At 65.3% G+C, this 22,229-nt stretch carries 38 protein-coding genes; 18 read left to right on the top strand and 20 right to left on the bottom strand.

Going from position 1 to position 22,229, the window contains the following annotated elements; translation table 11 throughout:
- Nucleotides 1-524: 524 nt before the first annotated feature.
- From CKO28_RS19335 to CKO28_RS19265, 15 genes are all read left to right on the top strand, one after another.
- A complete protein-coding gene (locus CKO28_RS19335; RefSeq protein WP_200342458.1) occupies nucleotides 525-809 on the top strand; it encodes a hypothetical protein in 285 nt (94 codons plus the stop codon).
- Nucleotides 810-994: 185 nt separating this feature from the next.
- A complete protein-coding gene (locus tag CKO28_RS19330) occupies nucleotides 995-1,510 on the top strand; it encodes a hypothetical protein (protein WP_200342457.1) in 516 nt (171 codons plus the stop codon).
- A complete protein-coding gene (locus CKO28_RS19325; protein WP_207168876.1) occupies nucleotides 1,480-1,965 on the top strand; it encodes a hypothetical protein in 486 nt (161 codons plus the stop codon). Before CKO28_RS19330 ends, CKO28_RS19325 begins: the two co-directional genes overlap by 31 nt.
- Nucleotides 1,966-2,093: 128 nt before the next feature.
- On the top strand, nucleotides 2,094-2,291 hold the full coding sequence (locus tag CKO28_RS19320; RefSeq protein ID WP_200342455.1) for a hypothetical protein: 198 nt from the start codon (nucleotides 2,094-2,096) through the stop codon (nucleotides 2,289-2,291).
- 126 nt (nucleotides 2,292-2,417) lie between these two features.
- The gene (locus CKO28_RS19315; protein ID WP_200342454.1) at nucleotides 2,418-3,143 is read left to right on the top strand and encodes a hypothetical protein; all 726 of its coding nucleotides are present in this window, start codon (nucleotides 2,418-2,420) and stop codon (nucleotides 3,141-3,143) included.
- 181 nt (nucleotides 3,144-3,324) lie between these two features.
- Nucleotides 3,325-3,684: a hypothetical protein gene (locus CKO28_RS19310; protein ID WP_200342453.1), complete on the top strand. Its 360-nt coding sequence runs from the start codon at nucleotides 3,325-3,327 to the stop codon at nucleotides 3,682-3,684.
- Nucleotides 3,685-3,803: 119 nt separating this feature from the next.
- Complete coding sequence (locus CKO28_RS19305; RefSeq protein WP_200342452.1) at nucleotides 3,804-4,283, top strand: hypothetical protein; 480 nt, start codon at nucleotides 3,804-3,806, stop codon at nucleotides 4,281-4,283.
- 160 nt (nucleotides 4,284-4,443) lie between these two features.
- Nucleotides 4,444-5,178 (top strand): hypothetical protein, encoded by a 735-nt coding sequence (locus CKO28_RS19300; RefSeq protein ID WP_200342451.1) that lies wholly within the window; start codon nucleotides 4,444-4,446, stop codon nucleotides 5,176-5,178.
- A 191-nt stretch (nucleotides 5,179-5,369) separates the two neighbouring features.
- Nucleotides 5,370-5,663, top strand: coding sequence for a hypothetical protein (locus CKO28_RS19295; protein WP_200342450.1), 294 nt, complete (start codon nucleotides 5,370-5,372; stop codon nucleotides 5,661-5,663).
- 107 nt (nucleotides 5,664-5,770) lie between these two features.
- Complete coding sequence (locus tag CKO28_RS19290; RefSeq protein WP_200342449.1) at nucleotides 5,771-6,100, top strand: hypothetical protein; 330 nt, start codon at nucleotides 5,771-5,773, stop codon at nucleotides 6,098-6,100.
- A gap of 176 nt (nucleotides 6,101-6,276) precedes the next feature.
- Entirely contained in the window at nucleotides 6,277-6,612 is a 336-nt protein-coding gene (locus CKO28_RS19285) for a hypothetical protein (RefSeq protein WP_200342448.1), read from the top strand.
- 101 nt (nucleotides 6,613-6,713) lie between these two features.
- A complete protein-coding gene (locus CKO28_RS19280; protein WP_200342447.1) occupies nucleotides 6,714-6,860 on the top strand; it encodes a hypothetical protein in 147 nt (48 codons plus the stop codon).
- Nucleotides 6,861-6,972: 112 nt separating this feature from the next.
- The gene (locus CKO28_RS19275; protein ID WP_200342446.1) at nucleotides 6,973-7,290 is read left to right on the top strand and encodes a hypothetical protein; all 318 of its coding nucleotides are present in this window, start codon (nucleotides 6,973-6,975) and stop codon (nucleotides 7,288-7,290) included.
- 203 nt (nucleotides 7,291-7,493) lie between these two features.
- On the top strand, nucleotides 7,494-8,039 hold the full coding sequence (locus CKO28_RS19270; protein WP_200342445.1) for a hypothetical protein: 546 nt from the start codon (nucleotides 7,494-7,496) through the stop codon (nucleotides 8,037-8,039).
- A gap of 72 nt (nucleotides 8,040-8,111) precedes the next feature.
- Nucleotides 8,112-8,303, top strand: a complete 192-nt coding sequence (locus tag CKO28_RS19265; protein WP_200342444.1) for a hypothetical protein — start codon at nucleotides 8,112-8,114, stop codon at nucleotides 8,301-8,303.
- Between the two features lie 545 nt (nucleotides 8,304-8,848).
- Here the strand turns inward: CKO28_RS19265 and CKO28_RS19260 are convergent.
- The 5 genes from CKO28_RS19260 to CKO28_RS19240 all read right to left on the bottom strand — a co-directional run bounded on the left by CKO28_RS19260 (nucleotide 8,849) and on the right by CKO28_RS19240 (nucleotide 11,676).
- On the bottom strand, nucleotides 8,849-9,277 hold the full coding sequence (locus CKO28_RS19260) for a hypothetical protein (protein ID WP_200342443.1): 429 nt from the start codon (nucleotides 9,275-9,277) through the stop codon (nucleotides 8,849-8,851).
- Nucleotides 9,278-9,373: 96 nt separating this feature from the next.
- Nucleotides 9,374-9,586 (bottom strand): hypothetical protein, encoded by a 213-nt coding sequence (locus CKO28_RS19255; RefSeq protein WP_200342442.1) that lies wholly within the window; start codon nucleotides 9,584-9,586, stop codon nucleotides 9,374-9,376.
- 125 nt (nucleotides 9,587-9,711) lie between these two features.
- Nucleotides 9,712-9,912 (bottom strand): hypothetical protein, encoded by a 201-nt coding sequence (locus CKO28_RS19250; protein ID WP_200342441.1) that lies wholly within the window; start codon nucleotides 9,910-9,912, stop codon nucleotides 9,712-9,714.
- Nucleotides 9,913-9,997: 85 nt separating this feature from the next.
- Entirely contained in the window at nucleotides 9,998-10,612 is a 615-nt protein-coding gene (locus CKO28_RS19245) for a hypothetical protein (RefSeq protein ID WP_200342440.1), read from the bottom strand.
- A gap of 614 nt (nucleotides 10,613-11,226) precedes the next feature.
- Complete coding sequence (locus CKO28_RS19240; RefSeq protein WP_200342439.1) at nucleotides 11,227-11,676, bottom strand: hypothetical protein; 450 nt, start codon at nucleotides 11,674-11,676, stop codon at nucleotides 11,227-11,229.
- Nucleotides 11,677-11,713: 37 nt separating this feature from the next.
- On the opposite strand from CKO28_RS19240, the gene CKO28_RS19235 reads away from it, so the two are divergent.
- Nucleotides 11,714-12,361, top strand: coding sequence for a hypothetical protein (locus CKO28_RS19235; protein WP_200342438.1), 648 nt, complete (start codon nucleotides 11,714-11,716; stop codon nucleotides 12,359-12,361).
- Between the two features lie 62 nt (nucleotides 12,362-12,423).
- Here the strand turns inward: CKO28_RS19235 and CKO28_RS19230 are convergent, their stop codons facing one another.
- The 7 genes from CKO28_RS19230 to CKO28_RS19200 form a co-directional block, all read right to left on the bottom strand.
- On the bottom strand, nucleotides 12,424-12,768 hold the full coding sequence (locus tag CKO28_RS19230) for a hypothetical protein (RefSeq protein ID WP_200342437.1): 345 nt from the start codon (nucleotides 12,766-12,768) through the stop codon (nucleotides 12,424-12,426).
- A gap of 232 nt (nucleotides 12,769-13,000) precedes the next feature.
- The gene (locus CKO28_RS19225; protein ID WP_200342436.1) at nucleotides 13,001-13,429 is read right to left on the bottom strand and encodes a hypothetical protein; all 429 of its coding nucleotides are present in this window, start codon (nucleotides 13,427-13,429) and stop codon (nucleotides 13,001-13,003) included.
- Nucleotides 13,430-13,474: 45 nt separating this feature from the next.
- Nucleotides 13,475-13,912 carry a hypothetical protein gene (locus tag CKO28_RS19220; protein ID WP_200342435.1) on the bottom strand — a complete coding sequence of 146 codons (438 nt, stop codon included), beginning with the start codon at nucleotides 13,910-13,912 and terminating at the stop codon, nucleotides 13,475-13,477.
- A gap of 160 nt (nucleotides 13,913-14,072) precedes the next feature.
- Entirely contained in the window at nucleotides 14,073-14,468 is a 396-nt protein-coding gene (locus CKO28_RS19215) for a hypothetical protein (RefSeq protein WP_200342434.1), read from the bottom strand.
- 86 nt (nucleotides 14,469-14,554) lie between these two features.
- The gene (locus tag CKO28_RS19210; protein ID WP_200342433.1) at nucleotides 14,555-15,007 is read right to left on the bottom strand and encodes a hypothetical protein; all 453 of its coding nucleotides are present in this window, start codon (nucleotides 15,005-15,007) and stop codon (nucleotides 14,555-14,557) included.
- A gap of 157 nt (nucleotides 15,008-15,164) precedes the next feature.
- Nucleotides 15,165-15,611 carry a hypothetical protein gene (locus CKO28_RS19205; protein WP_200342432.1) on the bottom strand — a complete coding sequence of 149 codons (447 nt, stop codon included), beginning with the start codon at nucleotides 15,609-15,611 and terminating at the stop codon, nucleotides 15,165-15,167.
- Between the two features lie 91 nt (nucleotides 15,612-15,702).
- Entirely contained in the window at nucleotides 15,703-16,095 is a 393-nt protein-coding gene (locus CKO28_RS19200) for a hypothetical protein (RefSeq protein ID WP_200342431.1), read from the bottom strand.
- Between the two features lie 415 nt (nucleotides 16,096-16,510).
- Between CKO28_RS19200 and CKO28_RS19195 the strand changes: the two genes are divergently transcribed.
- Nucleotides 16,511-17,173, top strand: a complete 663-nt coding sequence (locus CKO28_RS19195) for a hypothetical protein (protein ID WP_200342430.1) — start codon at nucleotides 16,511-16,513, stop codon at nucleotides 17,171-17,173.
- 81 nt (nucleotides 17,174-17,254) lie between these two features.
- Here the strand turns inward: CKO28_RS19195 and CKO28_RS19190 are convergent, their stop codons facing one another.
- From CKO28_RS19190 to CKO28_RS19170, 5 genes are all read right to left on the bottom strand, one after another.
- A complete protein-coding gene (locus tag CKO28_RS19190) occupies nucleotides 17,255-17,968 on the bottom strand; it encodes a hypothetical protein (RefSeq protein ID WP_200342429.1) in 714 nt (237 codons plus the stop codon).
- Nucleotides 17,969-18,216: 248 nt separating this feature from the next.
- A complete protein-coding gene (locus tag CKO28_RS19185; RefSeq protein ID WP_200342428.1) occupies nucleotides 18,217-19,230 on the bottom strand; it encodes an SPFH domain-containing protein in 1,014 nt (337 codons plus the stop codon).
- Nucleotides 19,227-19,721 carry an NfeD family protein gene (locus CKO28_RS19180; protein WP_200342427.1) on the bottom strand — a complete coding sequence of 165 codons (495 nt, stop codon included), beginning with the start codon at nucleotides 19,719-19,721 and terminating at the stop codon, nucleotides 19,227-19,229. Before CKO28_RS19180 ends, CKO28_RS19185 begins: the two co-directional genes overlap by 4 nt.
- A gap of 26 nt (nucleotides 19,722-19,747) precedes the next feature.
- Complete coding sequence (locus CKO28_RS19175) at nucleotides 19,748-19,945, bottom strand: hypothetical protein (RefSeq protein WP_200342426.1); 198 nt, start codon at nucleotides 19,943-19,945, stop codon at nucleotides 19,748-19,750.
- Between the two features lie 3 nt (nucleotides 19,946-19,948).
- Nucleotides 19,949-20,227 carry a hypothetical protein gene (locus CKO28_RS19170; RefSeq protein ID WP_200342425.1) on the bottom strand — a complete coding sequence of 93 codons (279 nt, stop codon included), beginning with the start codon at nucleotides 20,225-20,227 and terminating at the stop codon, nucleotides 19,949-19,951.
- Nucleotides 20,228-20,425: 198 nt separating this feature from the next.
- Between CKO28_RS19170 and CKO28_RS19165 the strand changes: the two genes are divergently transcribed.
- On the top strand, nucleotides 20,426-20,659 hold the full coding sequence (locus CKO28_RS19165; RefSeq protein ID WP_200342424.1) for a hypothetical protein: 234 nt from the start codon (nucleotides 20,426-20,428) through the stop codon (nucleotides 20,657-20,659).
- A 56-nt stretch (nucleotides 20,660-20,715) separates the two neighbouring features.
- Here CKO28_RS19165 and CKO28_RS19160 read toward each other — a convergent pair whose 3' ends face one another.
- From CKO28_RS19160 to CKO28_RS19150, 3 genes are all read right to left on the bottom strand, one after another.
- Nucleotides 20,716-20,955, bottom strand: coding sequence for a hypothetical protein (locus CKO28_RS19160; RefSeq protein ID WP_200342423.1), 240 nt, complete (start codon nucleotides 20,953-20,955; stop codon nucleotides 20,716-20,718).
- Between the two features lie 67 nt (nucleotides 20,956-21,022).
- A complete protein-coding gene (locus tag CKO28_RS19155) occupies nucleotides 21,023-21,376 on the bottom strand; it encodes a hypothetical protein (RefSeq protein ID WP_200342422.1) in 354 nt (117 codons plus the stop codon).
- Nucleotides 21,377-21,556: 180 nt separating this feature from the next.
- Nucleotides 21,557-21,904 carry a hypothetical protein gene (locus tag CKO28_RS19150; RefSeq protein WP_200342421.1) on the bottom strand — a complete coding sequence of 116 codons (348 nt, stop codon included), beginning with the start codon at nucleotides 21,902-21,904 and terminating at the stop codon, nucleotides 21,557-21,559.
- Nucleotides 21,905-22,229 lie beyond the last annotated feature (325 nt).

Here is a 22,229-nt window from a genome sequence, read left to right as displayed (position 1 = left end):
GACGCCCAACCGATGGCAGGCGAAGCCAAGCGCGGCGCGGCTACGCCAAAACCCCGCACAACCCGGCGCGGCGCTCCCGCGACCGCGCCTCCCTCCGAGCCGCCAGGCGCACCGTTCCGCTCCGCGCTCCCGCGCGTCCCTCCACGCCGAGCGTCCCCCGCACGGCCGACGCCAAGCCATGCGACGCCTGCGCGACGCCGACGGGGCAGGGCGTCCGCCCATCCGGACCGACGCCGATCCAATCGGCCCGACGGCCTCCATCCGAAGCGGCGACGCCGCTCCAATGTTGACAACGAACCGCCCTCCGGCGGCTCTCCTCCAATGTTGACAGAGATCGGCGAAACCGGCTCCGGCGGCTATCCGGCGAGAAGACGGCGCGCCCCCGAGCACGGCCTCTATTTTTTCTGAAAAAAACTTGCCCGAGGGGTTGTGTTCCCTCTTTGTCCGTGCGACCTTTGAAACATCGGTGGAGACGCCGACACATCGAGGTGGATCGCCCCGCAGTCGGGGCAAAGGGAAGCGCCATGAGCCGCAAGCAAGACGAAAGCACCGCCGAATACGCTTTCAAAATCGACGAGGCCATCCGTCTCTTCGGAGACCGCCACGCCCTCGGTCAAGAGGGCGACGCCGACTTCGAGCTCATCGAACAAGCGAAAGAAGCGCTTGTCGCCGCCGCGAAGATCGCGGCGGAGAGTCGGGACCAAGCGCATTACGCGGACACGCACCAATGCTTCCATGAAGCCACCGAAGCGCTTCACGAAGCGCTTGGATGCCTGTCCGAGACCGCGAACGGCCTGCGGCATCCTTGAAGACGCCGCGGACGGATGGGGCGGGAGAACCCGCCCCTGCCGCCGCCCTCACGGCCTCGATTTTTTTTCGAAAAATCACGCAGCGGGGGTTGCGTCCGAGCCAAACAAGTGCGATAACAGAAATGTCGGCAACGAAACCGACACGCAGAAGTGAGTAGCCCCGCAGGGGCCAAGGGAGAGAGCGAATGACCATCGCGAACGAGATCGACCAATACCGTCAGCCCAACGGCGAGTTGCCGTTCCTGATCGAGTACCTCGACGCCGACGGCCGGATCGCCGGCGATGAAGTCGGCGAGTGGCCGGAACAGATAAAAGAGAAAGTCGCGGAAGCCCGCGAAGAGGGGATGGGGGTTCGGATCCGTCTCGTGCGCCGCGGCGAGCGGTTGGACCCGAACGCCTGGGAAGGCGGCTACGATCTCTACATCGCGGACGTCGCGAACGGCGCGGACTACTGGACTTTCGCCGACTGGGACGACCCGTACCGGTTCCTCGGGCACAAACTCTCCTGGTTCCGCGAAGACCTCGAAGATCGGATGGACGAACACGGCTTCGCGCCCCGCGCCCTGATGGACGACTTCTTCGCCGGAAATCTCGGTTGCGACGTCCGCCTCCACAGGGTGGAGCCTTTCCTCGAAATCGATCCCGAGCGCGTCGGGGAAATCCCCGACGAATGGAAAGTCAATTGGCCGAAGTGCGGCTAAGCGCGACCTCCTCGATCGGCGGCGCTGCGCCCTCGGGCGCGGCGTCCGCCACCGCAGTCAGTCGCCCCCGTGCGGGGCAAGGAAGCCAACCAATGGCCCAAGAAATCACGCCGGACATGATGGCCGTCAGACAGATAGCCGGAAGGCCATACGGCCACGACGTCCTCGACGCCATTTCCCGAAACCTGCTGGAACGGGCTTCGGGCGACCCCCTCACGGCGAAAGACGTCTTGGTGCGGGCGTTCGGATACACCCGAAGCGAAGCCGAGGCGTCGGACGCCGACGGCGAGTTGGAGATCGACCTGGCCGCTTGCTGGCGGCGGTTCGACGAGGTGGCGTCGGAAGCCGACAGGCACGGCTTCCTGATGTCGGTGATCGGACCGGTCTTGTCGCCGTGCCCCGACCCCGACGACACGCCGAGCGGCGTCGCGGACGGCGCTTTCCGCCTCCGGTAGCCCGCGGAAGACGCCCAGGGGCTTGCGCGCCCCTGGGCCGACCGCGAACACTGGAAACAAGCCCGCCCGCAATGGCGCGACGCCCAGCAAGGGGACGCGACGCCAACCCGCGACAGCGAGGGCATACAATGACAGCCGCCGACAACCCCGACTGGGACGCAAAACTTCGAGCCGCGCGAGCCCGCAATGTCCAGCGCCTGCGGAACGCCGGACTCCGCAACGCCGCCGACGTGATCGAAGCGCGCGCCAACGGCGACGAGCCGAGGGAGATCGGCGACGCCCAAGCGGGCGAGTCCGGCGGCGAAGATGGCGGTTCCGGTTTCTGATTTTTTTCGAAAAAAACTTGCCTGAGGGGTTGCGACCTGAACTAAATCGTGGGATAACGAAGATGTCGGCCATCGCGCCGGCCAGTTGCAGTCTTTCGCCCCGCAGTCGGGCGAGAAAGCCAATCAATGACCGTCTATCAGGATCACATCGGACCCCGAACCCTGGCCGAAGTCCGCGCCGTCATCCGGTCCCATCACGACTGGACGACGACCCGCCCGAGCGTACTCGGCGAGCACGCGCCGCAGCGGCAAGCCGACCTGTTGCGGACATACCGGAACTTGGAAAACGAGCACCCCGAGGACGTCGCGGCGCTCTTGGAGGAAATGTTCCTCGACCGCCTGAGCGACCTCGAAGAGGCTCCGCGCGCGACGCTGGTCCGCGACCTGGACGCCGCCGCGGCCGAGGCCGAAACCGCGGACTTGGCGATCTGCCGCCTGCGCGGAGGCAACGAGCGCGCCGCCGAGGCGGAAATCCTCCTGCGCGTCGCCGCTGAAAAGGGCCAAAAGTCCGCCGAGGGCATGTCCGTCTGCGTCGCGGAAGAGGTGAGGGAGTCGGGCTTCCTGCCCACAAGCATGGCCTATCTCATCGACGAAGCGGCCCGAACCGTCTCCTCCGGCCGAAGCGAACCGGCGCGGGACGAAGGCCGGATCGGCAAAGCGCGCCGCGAAATGCGAGAAAGCCGCGCGCGAGCGGTAGCGGAGGAGGTCATGTCCATGCCGGCTCAGTCCCCTCAATCCACGCCAGCGGAGATGTGGATGGAAGCCGCCGGATTGAGGCGGGTTCCGGAAATGTGGAGCTGCGATCTTCACGACGACGCGGTTGAAGACGAGTTCGCACTCGGAACGCGGTGATCCGACGCCGACGGCGGGCGGGCAGATGTCCCCGCCCGCCGGATCGGCCATCCGCATTTTTTCGAAAAAAAACACGAAAAGAGGGTTGCGCGCCGCGCCATTCCGTGCGACAAAGAAAATGTCGGACACGAGCCCGGCCATCGCTAGTCAGTCGCCCCGCTGGGGCAAAAGGACCGAACCAATGCGAACCATCGAACAGACCGACCGGAAATACAGCTCACTGGAGTCCGTCGGAACCGCGCAAGTGTACGTCGCGGCGTTGCGCCGTCTGGAAGTGCCGGACGCCGTCGGGCCGGTCATCGAAGGGCTGGCCCGTCGCATCGACGCCGCCGTGCAATCGCAAAGCGCTGGAATGGTGAGCTTCGGCATCGACGACGGCGAGTTCGCGACTCTCCACCGCGCCCTTGTGGACTGGGTGTGCGACCTCGACAGGGGCGACGCGGACGCCCTCGGTTTCCGTCCCAACGCCGTGAGAGCCGCCGAGAACGCCTTGAGGCCGATGGCCGAATATGTCGCCGAGCGGATGGCCAAAGCCGCCTGACGCCTGCCGGAGGGGGCACGCAAGCCCCCTCCGGACCCGCCTGACGGCCTTTTTGTCGTGCCGCAGGGGCGTAAGACGAGTGAAGTTTGTCGCCCCGCCTCGGGGCAAGGAACGGAACAATGACCGAAATCACTGCTCAGTTGGCCGCGGACTTGGCCGACCGGATCATGGAAGCTTGGGGCGAGCGCGGCTGCGAGCCCTGGGCGCGGAGCCTTGACGACCAACTCTGCTTCCATTTGGTTTCCGATGGAAAAACCTGGGCATACAACGACGCGGTCCAAGCGATGGGCGCGGTTGAGCGCGCGGTTTTCGACGCCCGCATTGTCGCGAACGCGGCGTTCGATCTTGCGGATCGCATCCTCGACGACCTGTACGAACTGCCGATTGATAACCGCGTCGACAAGGGCGACGAGATCACTCCAACGGACTTCCGAAAACTGTTCGCGTACATCGACGACATGCTTGGCCCCGCCGCCCGGGCAGAGCGAGACTCCGGCGAAGCGGGCGACGCCCGCTATCTTCTGGCCTCGGCCGAGCACATCCTGCGGCGTCGACTTGGGGATGTCCCCGAAGATTCAGTGGCCCAGCCTTTTGTGTGAGTCGCCCCGATCCTGTAGGACAAGCCACCCTCAATTTCTCGAAAAAATCTTGCGCCGAGGGGTTGCGCGCCCGTCTGTCCCATGCGACAAAGAAAATGTCGGGAACGGAGCCGGCCTTTTGAGTGAGTCGCCCCGATATCGGGGCAAGGGAACGACGAAAATGCAGAACGCAGCCGAACAACGCCAAGTTTTCGATCCGGACGCCATGAACGGCCTCGACGACATGGCCTCGGACATCCGGAGCGTGATCGACCGCCGCCAAGCCGCGATGGTCGCGCGCGTCGGGTGGGCCATCCGGGACGCCGGGACATTTCTCGACGAAGAGACGGCCATCGGCGACAACGCGGACGAGCTCAGGAGCGCCCTGCGGATCGCTTTCCGACGCCACACGCGCAAGTCCGTGGACGCCGCTTGGGATCCGTTCATGGACGCCTTCGACGACGAAAGCTGCCGCCTGGCGGCGATGGTAGCGAACGCGGAAATACTGGGGGGCCACACGCGGCAGGTGATGGACCGCCTGGGGCGTCAGCCCGGCGATCCGGACGCCGAAGAACCCGAAACGGTCCGCACCGTCCGGAAAATGCGGTTCCGCACTTGCGACATGGACGACGGACCCGCGCTGGACTTCAGGATCACCACCGAAGGCGCGATTTCGGGCGGCGACCGCGTGGAGTTCAGCCAGAAAGCCGCGCTGGACGACACCGATCACGCCGGTCTGGTAGCGGCTTTCGGCGACGCCATGCGCGGCGTGAGCGGCGCTGCCGCGCTCGTGAAAGCGGAACGCGCGATCGAAGCCTACCTGCTGTCCGGCGGAGCCGAAGCGGACGGCGAAGGACTCGGCGCGGCCCTGCGCGCCGAAGCCGCTTTGGCGATCGGACGGGTCGACGCCACTTAGCCCTTTCTCTCCCGGGGGCGAAGTGGCAGTCGCCGGGCGGAGAGCGGAGAACCGCCTCCGCCCGAGCTGCTTTTTTTTGGAAAAATCTTGCGCGAGGGGTTGCGTTCGCGCTTTGTCCGTGCGACCTTGAAACATCGGCGGAGACGCCGACAGCTGAAGTGAGTGGCCCGACAGGGCCGGAGATGAAACCAATGACCATCGATCTCGAAAACGCCCAAAGCTACGTCAGGGCAGCGACTGATCTGGACGATCTCTTGAGCCGAATGGAAGCCGTCGAAGACGCCGGAGGGCGGTTCGACGCGGCCACGAGCGACTGCGACGTCGACGTCGCCCGCCTTCCGAAGTTCAGCGACGACGAACCCGAAGACACGGCGGGCATGCTTTCTTGGGACGCGGAGCGCGCCCTGTGGTTCGGCGGCTACTGCGACCAGTCCGAGAGGTGGGCGATCGGCCCGAGGGCGGACGCCGTTCCGTCGCCCGACTGACGGAGCAAGGCAGGGCGGCGGAGCGACCTCATGCCCGCCGCCCGCCGCCCATTTTCAGACTGGTGGCTATCGCAGTGAGTGCCCGGCGACGGGCAGGGACGATCCACATGAGCGACATCGAACAGCTTTACCGCACGATCGAGGCAAACGCCGTGGCGCGGATGACGCCGGAGCAGCTCGAAGCGTACAAGGCGTATCCGCGGGAGCTGGTCCGGAACATGATAAACTTGGGCGCGACGGCGCGCATGAACGAAGTGCGGGCGCTGGTTTCGCCCCCGGACGACGCCCGCACGGCGGCCAGGAAGCGCCGCAACGGGGAGCGGAACGACCGGCTGGAAGTTGAGACCAGGTGCGCGACATACGCGCTGATCCAGTCCGTGAGCCGCGAACAGGCGCGGCGGATCGTGGCGAACTTCGGCAAGTCGCGGCGTCAGTAGGCGACTGAAGCGAGGGACGGAGAACCGCCCCGCGCGCGCCGCCGGCCAGGTATCGATTTTTTCGAAAAAAATTGGTCGCCAACCCTTGCGCGAACCTTCACGATGTGCGATAACACAATTGTCGGCAACGCACCGGCCTTTTCAGTCAGTCGCCCGAACGGGCAAGGAAGATCGCGATGCTCAACGAAAACCCCGCACTCGGCAAGGTTCCCTACTCGGTCGCCCTGGAAGCCGCCAAAGCGGCGAAAGCCGAAGCGGACCGGACGCTGGGCGGCGAACGCGGGCACGGCTGCGGCCGCGTTTACGTGAACCTGCCGCACACGCGCGCGAACGCCAAAAATCTGAAGGCGGTCGAAGCCGCCGGGTTCAAGGTGCTGCGCGGCCCGGGCACGCCGTCGATTTACATCGGCTACGACAACAACAGCGGCCGTGAGTTGGCGGTCGGGGCGGCGGTCGCCCGGACCCTTAAGGACTACGGCGTGAGCGCGTACCGCGACGAACACGCGGACTGAAGCGGAAGGCGAGGGGGCGGAGAACCGCCTCCCGCACCGCCCGCGCCGGCGCACGGCGCATCGAAGTAGGTCGCCCCGCGACGGGGCAAAGGTGGAAAGCGATGACTCACATCCGCGAATACGGCATCGGCGTCTTGATCGTGCTCTTCCTGGCCGCGGGCTTCGCCGCGATGCTTGAGGCGGCGCCGACGACAAGGCCGTACGACGCCGAGGCGATCGAGGCCGCGCTGGAGCGGGGCGACCTGTAGCGGCGGCATCGTCGGTTTGTTCAGTTCCCCGAGAGGGGTTGCGCGAAGCGCGACGGCGCCGCTCGCGGCGTCCAGTCAAGGTTCCGGCAAAGACGCCGGAGGGAGACATGCAATGCGTTTTCGAAGCTCCGAACGACCCGGGTTCAGCTATCAGATCACGGACCACGGCCTGGTGGACCCCGCCACGGGCATGCGCCCGCGGATCGACTGGGTCGATCACAAGAGCCGAGGGTCCGCGGCGTCCGTCGAACTGGCGGGTCGCCGGTTCGAGATCGACTTCGACGACAATGCTGGCAACGAAGCTTGGTCCCGGTTGAGCCACGAGCAAAAAGCGGAAAGCATCGTGGCGGAAGTCGGCGACCTGCTCGCGGACGACGACCGCCGCGAATGCTACGGGCTCGACCCGCTGCCGGCCGCGAAACCGGCCTGAGGGCGACGGAGGGCGCGGCAAAAGTCGCTCCGCAGAGGGGGTTGGTCTGCCAGAAGGCGCCCTATCTCCCGAGGCAAAAATATTCGAAAAATCTCTCGCACGGGGGTTGCGTCCGAACCGCGCCCGTGCGATACAGGAAAGGTCGTCGGCGACGTCGACGCATCGTAGTGAGTCGCCCCGCTCCGGGGCAAGGAAGCGTCAAGATGCGAACCAGCGATCAGATGATCGATATACTCATGACAACCAGCGGTATGCCGCAGAAGCGGACTCTGGCGTCGAACGAGGCCGCGATAGCGCACCGGATCGTCGAAAGCGCCCTCCGTGGGTTCGAGCGCGACGGGGACCGGGCGTACCTGACCAGGGTCCACCGTGAACTCGGCGGAGACGAAACGAAGATCGAAACGACGACGGACTGCGTGATCGAGCGCGCTGTCGCCGGGTCGGAACTGGAAGACGCCTTTCGGATGTGGGAGCCTTCGAACCCGCTGGACCGGATCGGGTTCCACAACGAAGTGAAGCGCCAGGTCAGGATCGCCCTTGAGCGGATGCTGGAAGGCGGCAGCACACCCGCGGAAAACGCGCACCAAGACTGGGACCTGCTCGAAACCTTGAAGCAGGCCCGCCGCAGTTGCTTGGCCGATCGCGAACGGGTGGAGGCGGGAGACCGCGAAATGCTGGATGCCATGGAGGGTCGGATAGAGCGCATAGACCGCCAGATCGCCCGTGTCGAAGAAAGAAACGGGGCGTAGCGGGTTCGCCGGCAGGGGAGAGGGAGAACCCCTCCCCGACCGGATTGAATGGAAGGAGATCGGAGGAGAGCGATGAAACGCAGGAACGAGGCGGCGCGGGCCCTGAGCGATCCGCGCTTCAAACCGAAAGTGAAGCCGCCCAAAAAGGGGCGCAAGGCATACCGCCGCAAGGGCCGGGACAACCGCAAGGTTCCCGGCCCTTCTTCTTTTCCGCGACTGACGCCGCGTGCCGAGTTGACCGTGAATCGGTCCGACGTACCATGAAGCCTCACTCGCATTGGACTTGGCGGCTCCCTGTTGACCCCTGCGGGCGTCGATGTGAGCCTTCAATCACTCTCCTGGTGGCGGAACAAAGGTGACGCGAGCCCGCGGCAGGCACCGCGGCACCCGGGGAGTCTAAACTCCGCGCGGTTTTCGCGTATCCTGTCGCATTTCACCGACTTTCCGTCGTCCCGCAGACGCCAAAGGTCCGAAGGGGGCGTGCGCAAGGGCGCGGACCGGATAGCCGGTCTGGCTGTCGACGTCCATCGCTTTTACCGCGACCTCGCGGACTGGCGGGGAGACGACTTCGACGCTCACGTGTCCAGGCATCGTTGCGCCAACTCGGCGAACATCGTTCGGTATGCGAGGTCGATGGCCTTCAGGTGAAGCACTCCGTTATAAGCGTTTCCCAACTTTCTTATAACGGCTCCGCGGGCATACGGCAAAAAGACCCCCGGACGCGGAGTCCGGGGCAGTTCGGTTCGAGTGAGCGGGGCCTTCTGGCTCCCAAGGAAACCGACGCGGAGCGCCGGCGAGCTGTCGGCGCCTCAGGCGGCGCGAGCCTTTTCTCCGGGGGAGAACCGGTACGCGCTAGTCGCGGACCTCCACGCGTCGGCGAGCGCTCGCTGGGCGCTTTCCCGTCTTTCCGCGTCCATTCGCTGGGTCGCGGCGTCGATCAAATGCGCGTGCTTCAGGACGAACTGGGAGGCTTCGCCGCAAGTCATCGGGGCGCCGCGCTCGAAGCGCGTCCCTCGGCCGCGAACGGCCGGCATTCTCCTGTCGGTCGCGGGGCCGATTTCGACGCTGATCCCGCTCCTCTCGCGCCTCAGGTCCATCGCGAGGCCGACGTCGGCGACGTGGCCGGCGAAAAGCGCCGCTCCGTTGTCGGCGATCCCTTCTCGCCCCCGCTCCGTGAGATCGATCCTCGGGGAGTGGCTGACAGTCCAAGGCCCTGTTTTGCTCAACGCCGTGTTCATCTCTTTACCCTCCGCCCCGACACGGGGGGCGACAGACTCAAATCGAAAACGGGCGCGGGGGCCTTCTGGCGCCCCGCTGACCCGGGCTCCCGAGCGTTAAGGCGTCGGCTCGATCGACGCGCCGCCCAGGACTGCGGCCGCCTTCGAAGCGCGCTCGCGGATGTCCTCGACGTCGGCGATCCCGCTGTCGTCGCACGCCCGGGCGGAAGCGTCCGCGACGGCGTCGCAACGCTCCACCAAGCGCTCCAGCTTCTCACGCAGCACCGCCTCGCTGGTCTCGATCTCGGAAATCTGGTCGGATGTGGCCATCTCGTTTTCCCTTGCCCCGACCCGGGGCACCGACTTCTATGCGCCGACGTCGCCGCCGACATTTTCTTTATCGCACGGGCGCGGTTCGGACGCAACCCCATACGCGAGATTTTTTCGAAAAAAGTTCAGCGCGCCTCGGACGCCCGGCATCCGAAACGCGTGACGGCCAAAGTCGCCAGGACGACCGCGGCGACGCCGTCTTCCAGGTAGGTGGCGACGTCGATGGCGCCCGCGCGCTGCGCCGCTACAAGGGCGACAACAAGGCAGGTCGCGAAGGCGGACCCGAGGGCGACGACACACGCGAAACGGCACACGTTCTGGAACATTCTACTCTCCCGTCCGGTCCGAGCCGGACGCACGCACTGAAAAGGCAAAAGGCGGGGGCGGTTCTCCGCCCCGCTGGCGTCGACCTCAGAGGTCGCGCCTCTCCAGGGCGCGCTCCGTTTCGGTCAGGAACTCGTACGAGATGACGATATCGAAGAACCGATAGACGCCTGTGAAGAAAGCCCGCAAGCCCTTCCACAGGAAGATCGATCCGAAAACCAAAGCAGCGAGTTCGCTGATGGCAGCAACGGCGCCTGTCGAGCTGTCCGCGAAGACTCCGGAAACGTCGCTGGCCACCACGACAAGCGCGAACCCGGCCCCATACGCAGCGGCGCGCTTCCATCTGGGGTCACCAAGCAGTTCCGAGAGCTCTTTCCGATATTGCTCGGATGTGTCCTGAACAGGCATTGGAAGTTCGGGCTGGAATGATGGATCGGCCTTTTCGGCTTCGCGAAGAACAGCGCGCAAAACCCAGTAGTTCCCCATAAAAAAATAAAAGAACCCAATCGCAGACAACGCCAACGCCAACACGAACAAAATAATCGAAATGCTCGGTCCAAAGTTGTCCGCGACGTGTTGAACGCCCATGATCGGCGCCGTCGTCAAAGGCGGCCCGCCGACCAATGGAACGACCGGGTTCAATGCGATCCGCTTCAGAACGCACGGAAAGCCGCCTACCTGGTTCTCACCGTTCTCAGCCATTTCCAACTCCTGAACCCCTTCAGGGCCACTCACTTCAAAAGCTCGGCTCTATGCCGATATATCGGTTGTCCCACGGACAACTGCGGGACGCAACCCCTTGCGCGAGATTTTTCTGAAAAACTTCGAGCGATCGAGCCGAACGCAACAAGCTGGGGGCGTGCCGTTCGCCCCAAGCAACAAACCGGGGGCTGGAAACGGCGGATACTCTATTCCGCCGCGACCCGCGCCGGATCGGGGCGCAACCGCCCCCGATCTGTTGCGTTCGGCTTCCGGAAAGCCCCCGGCGTGTTGCATGACGGCGGCCCCTTCAGTCGAGCTCGCGCCCGCAGGAGGGGCAACCCAGGGACGCCCGGGCGGCGTCGCCTTGCCATCCGCAAGCGCACCAGGCCGACACCACTGAGGCGTCTTTGGCGGCGCTCAGGGAGGCCGCAGGGCGGCGTCGGGCTGGAGACGGGGCCGACGTGGCCTCGAACCCGGCGAACGGATACACGGGCATTTGCGGGGCTTCTTGAGCGCGGTTTGACATGACTTCGCTTTTCCAACGGACTTCAAGGCAACAAACGGGGGGCGGGAAGGCGCGGTAGGGCCGGGTTCTCCCGGCCCCCGGCCCTCGGTCAGCCGCGGACTGCCGGCAGGCTCGCGCTCTCGCGACTTCCCTGCGCGGTGAGCGCCAACATCTCGTCGGAGCCGTCGGCGAGGGCGTTCCGGAGACGACGGGTGACGACGGCGGCGAGTTCCCGGGCGACGTCAGAGCGACTAACCATGATGAGCCGAGCCGCGAGTTCCGCCCACAGGGCCTCGACGGCTTCCGGAGCGACGTTGCCGATCTGGGTTCCCGTGACCCTGTTGATTACGGTGTGTCCGTCCACCGTCTCCACCTCGATCGGCACATTGAACGCGGTGCCGTCTTGAAGCGTGATCGCCGCATGAGTTCGTTCGATAGCCATTCCCGGACGCGGCCGCATCGTTGTGATGTCGTCGCGGTTGGACTGGACGTTTTCCACGGCGGCGTCGACGACGGAAGCGAGGACGTTGGCGTGAATGTCGCGGACGTTGATCTGCATGGTTGGATCCTTTGCCCCAGCGGGGCGAGCAACACCGATGGCCGGCTTCGTTGCCGACATTTTTGTTATCGCACAGGGTAGGCGCGAACGCAACCCCTTCGGCGAGATTTTTCCGAAAAAAAACAGCCGACGGGCAACCGGACGCCTTCCAGCCCTTCGAACAGTTGAGGTGTTCGAGATCGCCCAGACCTTCCTCGACGCTCTCCAACCCGGAGGCGTCCTCGGCCAGCGCGGCGCCGACGGCGGAGGCGTGGACGCCGTAATGGTCGGCCACGACGTTCTGCGCGGCCACTTCCTCCTCGATCCCGAGCGTGACGACGCGCTCGCGCACGGCCGCGTCGGGGTCCGGATCGTCGACGATGGTTTCCATACCCCTCGCTTTGGACGCCTCCAGCCCGATCTCGAAAGGCTCCGCGTCGGCGGCGCCCCAACCGCGGACCGTCAGATCCACGCCGCTCTCCGCGAGGGTCTCCAGGTTCTCGGCGACCGCGCGCGGGTCGAGTTCGTCGATCCGGGCCGACACGTCGTCCAGACCATAATCCGGATGGAACGCCAGCCGCGCGTCCTGGGGGCCTGTCTTCGCTTCGCCCCGCGTCCATCCGGGCGCGACAGATTCGTAGTTTTCGATGTCCATGGGATAGCTTCCTTGCCCACATCGGGGCGACTTACTGCGATGGCCGAGTAACGTCTTCCCCCGGCGAGGCGTCAGGCCCCGGGGGCGAGCAAACCCCCCCCCGGGGCCTTGTTTCAGGCGACAGAGGCCACCTTCCCCGTCGCGGGTGAGGCGTTCAGGTCTTCCACAAGCTCGATCCCGTCGAAAATGGCCTCGAAACTGTCATCTCGGATGGCGTGGATATCATCAACGCTTCCGTTCCCAGTTTTGCTTAGAGCGTCCAAGTGCGCGAGCGCATCCGCCAACCCTTGCCGGTCCTCCTCGTCTCCCAAATCGGGGCTGTCGGCGACGCGTGGCGGCAGGGCGAAGATGCCGACGCTCTCTCCGGCCATGTCGCGCTCAATGACGCGACGGAACGAAACGTTCTCTTCGATGGCGTAAGTGAAGCCGGTTCGGTTGTCGCGATAAGTGCGGTTCATCTGCTCGCTTCCTTTGGCCCGGCCGGGCCACTGACCTCGACGGCCGGCGCGTTGCCGACAGTTTTGTTATCGCACGGAGAAAACTACGGCGCAACCCCTTTGGCGAGATTTTTCGAAAAACAGACGCCCCCCGCAAGTAGTCGTCCGAGGGCGCTCGCCATGGCATGGGCAGGCGCCTCCCTCGATCGAACCTCGAAACCGCTGACACCCTTTCCGATGCGGTAGCGACGGCTCAAGCCGCCGGTCTGCGGCTCCCCAGCCATCGCGGCAGCCAATCCCACTTGAAACGGACGCCGACGAGGGCCGAGGCGGCGAACAGGGGCCAGTCCCAGCCTGCTACGGCCGTCTGAGTCCCCGACACCACAGCGAACGCGCAGAAGCTGGCATAAAGGAGTTGCGCCAACGCGCCGACCGCCTTGGCGCGTCTGGAGAGTTGGCCCGTGCTTTCCCAAGAGCTTGCTACGTTCCATGAAAGCTCCCTCGCGATGGCGTTGACGCATTGGGCAAGCGCGACAGCCAGCGCCGCTACCGCGATGTGCCGAAAGGCGCCCTCGTCCGCCATGAGGGCGGAGACGCCGTAGGCAAGCGCCCCGAAGGCGATGGCGCAGGTCGCGGCGAGAGTTGTGTTGAGAGCGAAATAGAGATGACGCTGTGCTTCCATCGGAAAGCTGCCCCTTGTTCCGACACGCAAACTCCCGACGGCGGGTTAGGCCGCCTCTCGCGCTTCTATTTTGACCATTTCGGCCATGGCGTCCTCGGCGGCCTCTTCGAGGGCCTCCCGCAAACCGCCTTCCAAGCATTCGAGATGCCGTCTCGCGGAACACGCGACGTCGACGCTTTCATGCCCCGGAGCCGGATCGTCGCACGCCATGCTGTCGACTTCGAACAGAACCTCCCGCTCGTAGCGATGCTCCTTCAGGTCTTCGATATCCGCGGCCATCCAGTCGCAAAGCATCGTCGCGTAGAATGACCCCCGACGACGCCCGGCCTCGGGCGTCCACGCGTCGATCAAAATCGGAACGCGGGCGACGCCGCGCGCGCCGCATTCGTCCAGCTCGCAAAGGTCGATACAGATGGCGTTCGGGTCGTAGCTGACATCGTGAACGATGACGCCGTTTTCGGAGAGGATCGTGTTTTCGGGCATTTCGCTCGCTTCCCTGGCCCCGAAACGGGGCCACTGACTTCGATGGCCGGCGCCTTGCCGACAGTCTCGTTATCGCACGGAACGGAATGCAGAGCAACCCCCTTCGGCGAGATTTCGTCGAAAAAATCAGGCCGCGCCCGTGCGGCGCTTGGCGTCGCGGTCACCCGCCATCAGCCGCATTCAACGCGGCGTCTTCCAGGTGCGCCTCGTGCGGTTCGAGATCGCCTCGGTCATCGAGACAACCGATGAGCGCGGCCGCGTCCTCGCGGTCGTCGCCGACGAGAAGGCGGGCCGCATCCCATTCCGCGCGCGTGCGGCCCGGGGCGCCTTCGCGGTCGGCGTATGCCGCGCAAGAGGCCCACACGGTGAAATCCGCGATCTCCTCGCCGGTTTCCGGGTCGGAGACTTCCAGCGAAAAGCGCTGTTCGATCTTGGCGACGGGCGCCGCGTCGGCGCGGTCGGGATCCGTCGGCGGGACTTCGCGCGAGGGCGCGTCGGGAAGCAAGTCGATTTGGAGATCGTCGAGGGGGGTTCCGCGGAATGTTGCGGGGTTCATGGCGGGTTCCTTTGGAGAACGACGGCAAAAGGCAGGAGACGCCCGGCGCGGAAACTGGGCCGCGCCGGGCGTCGGGATCACGCGGCTTAGCGCGCCATCGATCGGGCGCCGTCCGCGATCTCGGACAGCTCGGCGTCGCTCCCGGCTTCGAGGGCGTGCCGGAGAGCGCGCGTCAGGCACAGCGAGAGTTCGTCGCGCACGGCCTGGTCGGTCGTTTCGGGAACGGAGCGGGCGACGCGGCGGCGGACATGCTCGGCCAGCTTCGGCGCGCGCCCTGCGATAGTCGCGGGGCGGATCGTATTGACCATGGCTTGCCCCCGAAGATGCGTCAGCGACGCCGGCAGCTTGAACGTCTTGCCGGCGGCTGTTTCGACGACGGCGCGGAACATCGCTTCGCCTCCGCATTCGCCGTCGGACATCACGCGACAGGCGAACGAGGCCCCTTCGAGTTCCGGCGAGACCGAGCCGATCTCGGCGACGACGGCTTCCTTCACGCCCGGAACGCGGCGCGAGAGGATCTGTTCCACGGTTTCGGTCATTGGTTTGTCCCTGCCCCGTCTCGGGGCTACTCACTGCGATGCGTCGGGGTTTCCGACATTCTTGTTATCGCACGGCGCGAGGCGGCACGCAAGGGTCGGGCGAAGTTTTTTCGAAAAAATCTTATGTCGTCCGACGCCCCAGCCGCCGGAAGATCGCTCAGGCCACCCGGATCCACTCGTCCGAGGCCAGTTCGCGGGTCACCCGCCAGCGGCTCTCGCCGCGCTCCACGAGCCAGGCGCCGCCCTGCCGGATCGTGACGTAAACTCCGGCGCCGCCGGGCGCCCGCCTCAGGGAGTCGAGGATCGCGTTGACTTTCCGGCGCGTCGTGTCCGTCGAGGCCGCCATGCGGACATAAACGGCGCCGTCCGGTCGGCGCAGGGCTATGCGATGGCCGTGAAGGCTCAGGAAGGCGACGCGGCCGCCGTCGCGCGTGAGGTCGTGGCTCAGGCGGCACCGGCGGCCGTAATCGCCCGCTCCGGCGTTCGGGTCGAGGAAGTCCGCAGCGGCCCGCAGGTCTTTCGCGCAGACCTTGCCGAGGCCGATACTGCGGGGCATTTCGCCTGTTTCTTTCAGAACGCTCCCGTAGCTGTCGGATACAAACATTCCGAGGTCTCCTTGCCCCGTCTGGCGGGGCGACACACTCAAATGAAAAGGGCCTCAGGCGCGGTTCTCCGCGCCCTCGGCTCCCGAGCCGCTACGCCGCCTTCCGGCGCTGACCCCCGCCTCGCGCGATCTCCGCGATGGCGTCGTAGAAAGCCGTGGTGATGTCGCCGCCCATCTCGCGGTCAGCGGCGGCCACGGCTCTGGAGTCGTCGTTCTCCTCCACCTGCCAGCCGGTGCCGTTCTTTCGGCAATAGGCGACAAGCGAAGCGGCGGGGTTCGGCAGCAAATCGAAGAACACCAGCTCGACGTCGACGCCAGAGATCTCGTCTTCCTCGGGCTCGATTTCTCCGGCTTCCACGCCTTCGCCGAGAGAGGCGCCGTAAGCGACGACAAGGCCGACGTATTCCTCGAACAGATGCCCGAGGCCAGCTTCTTGGAGCAGGGCTTCGAGAGCCGCGAGGGAGGGGAGATTTGAGTTCGTCATCTGCTTTCTTCCTTTGGCCCGAAACGGGGCCACTCACTTCATCCATCGGCGTCAGCGCCGATGTTTCTAAACTCGCACATACCAAGCGGGGGCGCAACCCCTCGGCGAACATTTTTTTCAGAAAATGTCGAGATTTTACCGGCCATCAGAAGAGAGGCGACGAGCCCGACGCCGCCCAACTCGCCGGAGAGCGAGAGGGCAAGGGCGGCGCCGGGCCGTCAAGCGCCTTCGAAGACGCCCGGACAGTGTGCCGACGCCCCGCGGCGAGTGTCGACGCCTCGGTTGAGAAGATCCCTGGCCGCGGGAAAACTGCCGGTGTTATTCTCGTTCCGGGTTTGTTCCCGTGGGGCACGGGAGACCCGGCGACGGCTCCGGGGTCCGGGGCCGCGCAGAGTCAAGCGCGAGGAAGACATCCATGAATACCCTCAAGACACTCACGGCGGCGGCGGCTTTTACGGCGGCGGGCGCGGCCCCCGCGGCGGCGCACGACGTGGGACACGACGTGATCCAGCCGACGGGCGCGATCGACGCGGGCGCCCGGCAACTGGCTTACGAGTCCGCCGGGCCGAGGCACGCTGACCGTCTCGTCGTCGGCATCCATGCGGACTTGCCCCACGTCGGAGGCGCCTGGCCGAACGATTACGGCAACGCGTCGGGCGCTCAGCACTTCGACATGATGCTAGACGCCGCCGACGGCGAAACGCTCTCCGTCGCGCTCCATCGGCCGGGGTCATACATCCGCGGCGGGCCGAGTTCCGAAGGAAGGCCGAACGTGCCGAAGGAAGCCAAGAGCCTCGCCGCCGGCGTCGAACGGCTCGCGCACCTGTCGGGCGCGGAAGAAGTTGTCGTCGTGGGCTTCGGCGACAGCGGCGCGGCGCTCGCCGCGAACACGGGCGAACGGATCGACGCTGATCGGATTGTGGAGGTTGACGGCGAGGGCTACGGCAGCGTCGGGGACTTCAAGGTGATGGCCGAAGTGCCGGGCGGAGACCCGCGCATGAAGGTCAATTACAGCCAAGTGGCCGTCGACCGACAGGCCGTCCGACTACACTGGGAAGACGTCCGCGACAGCATCTGATCGCGGCCCGACACCCTGGCGCCCTTACGAGGGAAGCCCCCCGGCCCGTCGGCCGGGGGGCTTTTTCTTTGGCCCGGTCTGTCACCCCGCCGCGTTCCGGATTTCGGCGAAGAAGGGCAAGTCATACTTTTCCGCGTCGAGGTATCGAATCATCGCGGCCTCCGCTTGGAACTCCCGCTCCTCTCCGCTGTCGCATCCGGCGTCGGGGAGAACCGAAGCGTCTTCGATCTGGATGCCGTCCACGCTCGTCGCGGCAACGCCCGGCACTATGGATCTCGACGACACCTCCGCGCGGCCAGTGACGCTCCCGCCCGTCCCGGGAACCGGGATACGGAAGCGGAAAGCCGCTCGCGGGCCGTCGCGTTCGACGTCTCGGATTTCGCAGGGGTCTCCCATCGCGGCCAGCATGGCGTCCTGCGGCTCCGCCTCGGGGCTCTCGCCGATCCCGTCGCTGGCCTCCTCCGCAAGCCCTTCGAGAACGGATCCGGGCACGGCGTCGTGAAGCGCCGCGCGAACTTCGTCGCAGTCCGGAACGGCGTCGAGTCCTGCTTCCCGGGCCGCCTTGCCGAGGTTTTCGGGATCGAGCGCGACCTGGCCGCCGTCCCAGTCCCAGCCGCCTTTGTCGGCGGTCACCCTGACCTCGATCGAGAACGCCAGGCGCCCGAGGCTCCTACCTCGGAACAGAACGTCCGCCGACGCGTCCACCGACCCCACAACATCGCCGGAGGGCGGAAAACGCATTTCGGACTCGCCCTCAACGCGAACGTCGATCGCGGAAATTTGCGCTTCGTTCATCTGTTTGCTTCCTTGCCCCGGGGCGGGGCTACTCACTGTGATGGCCGGCGCGTTCCCAGCATGTTCTTTTTCTCACGGGCCGGTCTCTGACGCAACCCATCGAAGCACATTTTTTCAGAAAAGGCGTCACCCCCTCCCCCCCGCCGACGACGCGCCCTCGGCGGAACGGGCCATACAAACGCGGCAAAGAGAACGAGCCGGGGCGTTTCGCCCCGGCTCGTCCACGGCCAATGACTGCCCTGCGGGCGTCAGGACCCCCAGGGGCCTCCCTGCGGAGACGCAGATCCGTTGGGAGCCGGAGCGGGCGCTCCGTTCTCGGAGGATTGGACCGCGGCGAAGCCGGGCATCAGGCCCTGCATGCCCTGGATGCTCCCCAGCATCGCCGTCCCCTCGTAGGGAACAAGGATGCGCTCGCCGTCTTTGGCGATGTTCGGGAGCATGTCGATGTAGCGCTGGGCGATCATGTATTCCATCACCTTCGAGGCGCCGATCTCCGTTCCGGCTTCCTTCCCGGCGGACAAGACCTGCTCGATCGCGGAGCGCTCGCCCTCCGCCCGCAGGATCGCGGACTCCTTGTCGCCTTCGGCCTCGCGGACAGCGGCCTCCTTCTTCCCGTTGGCCTCGGTGACTTGGGCGCGGCGGCTCCGCTCGGCGGCCATCTGCTGGTGCATGGAGTCCTCGACGTCAGAGGGCACGGAGATGTCCTGCAACTCGACGCGATTGACCTTCACGCCCCATTTGTCGCCCGCCTCGTCCATGACGGCCTGCAAGTTCGTGTTGACGTTGTCGCGCGACGAGAAAAGCTCGTCGAGCTGCATGCCGCCGACGACGGAGCGCAGCGTCGTCTTAGCCAGGGTCTCCACAGCCTGCACGAGGTTTTCGACGGCGTAGACGGCCCGATCCGGCTGCTCGATCTGGAAGTAGAGCGCTCCGTCGATCTGGACCGAAACGTTGTCATTGGTGACGACCGGTTGCGCGGGGAAGTTCAGGACCGACTCGCGCTTGTCGATCTTGGCTTCCGAAACCATCCGACGGGTCAGTTCCTTTTCCCCGAAGCCGCGCTCATAACGGTAAATCTTGATTGGCCGCGGTTTGTCGATGACCGGGATGATGAAATTGACTCCAGGTTCGAGCGTGCGATTGTAACTTCCGAGCCGCTCGATGACGACGGCCTGGGACTCCTCCACGATCATGAAGCCCTTGTAGATGAAGGCGAGGGTGAGAACGGCCAGGATCGCCGCCAAAATCAGACCTGCGGTCATTTCGCTTTCTCCTTTCCACTGATTGAATCGTCAGCCCCTTCGGTATCTGGGGCGTCCTCCACGACGGCCGTTATGCCGTCCATTTCCACTACCCTAACGCGCCGCCCGGGCTCGGGCGCGACGCCCGACCGCTCCCGTGCCGGATAGAAATCGCCCAAGAGTTTGACGCCGACGCGCCCGTTCCAATCCACCGCCTCGGCAATCAGGCCGCTCGCCCAATCGGCCCGGCGATGGGCTTTGCTCCGCTTGCGGCGGGGGCGCAGCGTCAGGATCAAAGGCGTCGACAAGGCGGTGAAACCGACGAAAACCCACGCCTGCGCCTCAAAACCGAGACCGGCGGCGGAAGCGATCCCGGCGGCCAGCGCCCCGAACGCCGCGCCGACGAGGATGAGTTGGGCGCCCGCAAGCGCGAGATCGGCGACGACAAGGCCAACCGCCAAAGCGACCCAAGCCAGCCAAAGCGGCGCCAGGGACAAGAAACTGTCGTTCATTTGTCTCCTTTCCGGAAAAGACGCCGTTACGCCGCCGCCCTGGCGATCTTGCGGATGACGACAAAGAAGAAACGATCCGCGAACCCGAGTATCGGGGCGCTCAAGAACAGCAGCACACCGACCCATACAGGAGCGGTTAGGTGTCCTGTGAGGCTGGCGATTACGATGATGAGGTTGAAGAGGATGAGGCTGATCGTTGTCAGCCGGACCAGAAGCCCGATCATGATCTATCCCTCCGCCTCGCCTTCTGCGTCTTTCATCTCCGCGAAGAGAACCGCGGCGTATCCGGCGAAAGTTCCGGCGATCAGCGGCGTGAAGACGAGACCCCAGGGGCCGTCCCAACCGTCGGAGCCGAGCGTCCAAACGAGATACCCGCTCGCGAACCCGCCCGCGATGCGAAACAAGCTGTGAAACGCGCGACCTATAATTACGCGAAAGCTATACCTCTCGCGCATCTCGGCCTTGCGTTGGGCTTTGGACCGCTGGTTTGCTCCCAGAACCGCCATCTCGGCTTCCTTTTGACTGACTCAGATATACGCGTAAGAGATACATATGGCGCGTCGTTTGTAAACCGCCAACATATTTTTCGAAAAAATGTGCGCCCCCCCCCCTTGCTCGGGGTCTTTATCCATGCGACAACCATAATGTCAGCGCAACGCGTTGGCCTTTGAAGTCGGCCGCCCCGCGCGGGCAGGGAGTTTCCAATGTCTATCTGCGTTCCCCAACACGTCGATCAGGCGAACATCGACTATCTGATGGACTCGTCCAACGGAGGCGACGCCCTGGAAGGCGTGTGCCGCATGCCCGGCGTTCAGGGAGAGATCACGAGGCTTCACATGGCTAACGCCGTGCGGAGGTTCGATCTCCGCGAAGACGCCAGGCGCTCGATCGAGGCCGACGTGTGGGCCGCGAACGCCGCGATGATAGCGGCGAGTTGAGGCAGGGAGAAAAGGGGGCGGGCCATCCCGCCCCCCATTCCCCGCGCTCCTCCCACTCAATCTCCGTATGCCACGAGGTCTTCGCTCCCATCCGCCGGTCGCCCGTCGGCGCTTTCGTCGACGGCGAGGGCGTCCAGGGCGCCTTCGAGGCAGGCCACCAGGTATCGCGCGTGCGCCCTGTCCGGCGAGTCCTCCGGCGTCCGCGCCAGCAGCGCGTCGGCGCGGCCCATCATATCCGCCAGTTTCCCGCGCTGGATGACAACGTCATTCCGCAGGTCTTCGAGTTCGCTTGCCATGCTTTCCGGTCTCCGAGAAAAGACCGGCGCGGCACACCCGCGCCGGTCTGATGACGTCAAATGAAGCTCAAACGGGATCGCTGTGAACCTCGGCCCGGCTAACGCCGATGGTCCAGTCGTCAAAGACGATGAAGTTTTCGGTCTTGTCCTCGACGAAGTCGGCGACGAGTTCAGCGTCCGTCGCGTCGCGCACGATGTGTTCGTGCAGCACCTCGTTGGCCCATTTTTCGCGCAGCCAGACGCGCAGCTCGTCAGTTTCGCCGAAGCTCGGAGCTTCGTCGTCCAGCTTGTGGAGGATATCTTTCAGCGCCACGAGAGCGCTCTCCTCCGCGGCTTCGTAGTTGTCGAACAGCAGCACGCAGTCGTCATGATTCGTCCGCACTTCAAGGCGCCATATCTCCGGCTTCGACGCGTAAAGCATCTTCATGTCTCCTTGCCCTTCAATAGGGCAACTCACTGCTTTGGTCGGAACGAAACCCGACAGTATAGTTGTCGCATATCCCGAGACGCCGCGCAAGGGTGTTCGTGTGTTTTTCTTACGATATGCGCGTAGGAGCGTATGAACGCGGGAGGGGCTTCTGCGCCCTCCCGCGTTTCGGCGTCAGGCGGCGCGACGCAGATACTGTGCGCGTACGGTCTCTCCGAGGCGGACGACAGGCGAGTTCGGGTTGTCGCCTTGCCGTCTAAGGGCTCGGTTCGCCGCGTCGACGACGCCTTGCGGAACGGGCAGGTAGAAGTCGTCGGCGCGGAGCCTGGGGACAGTCCAGTAGTCCGGCGTCGGATACGCGTGGAAGTCGGCGGAGACGACGAAGCTCCCGTGCGGTCCGTTCACGCGGACGCTTCCCGTCGCCACGCTGACCGGATACGGAGTGCCGTCGATGTAGTGGCTGTGCCGCAGCGTCGAGGGGGAGACTTCGAGGCGGTCGACCGAAAGTTCGATGCCGTTCATTGCGGTATTTTCCTTTGCCCCGAGCGGGGCGACTTACTGCGATGGTCGGCGCGTTGCCGACAATTCTGTTATCGCACGGGTCGGGCTCCGAAACAACCCCATGCAACCAGAAAATTTCGAAAATGCGGGGGGCGGTTTCCCGTTGCCCCGCTCCGCGGCCTCGCCTGCGGCGGCTGGGTTGATTTCCGTCATCTCTTGCCGTTCCCCTTCGCGCCGCGTCAGGGGCAACCCACTTCCGTTTCCGGCGTCGAGCCGCGCCGCCAGGCGCGGCCTTGCGCCCGTCAGGGCGCGCCCCGCTCCCCCTGGGGGGAGGCGGGGCTTAACA

Origin of the sequence: Rhodovibrio sodomensis (genome assembly GCF_016583645.1) — a bacterium.
GTDB lineage: Bacteria > Pseudomonadota > Alphaproteobacteria > Kiloniellales > Rhodovibrionaceae > Rhodovibrio > Rhodovibrio sodomensis.
This window is presented reverse-complemented; position numbering and strand designations above follow the sequence as displayed.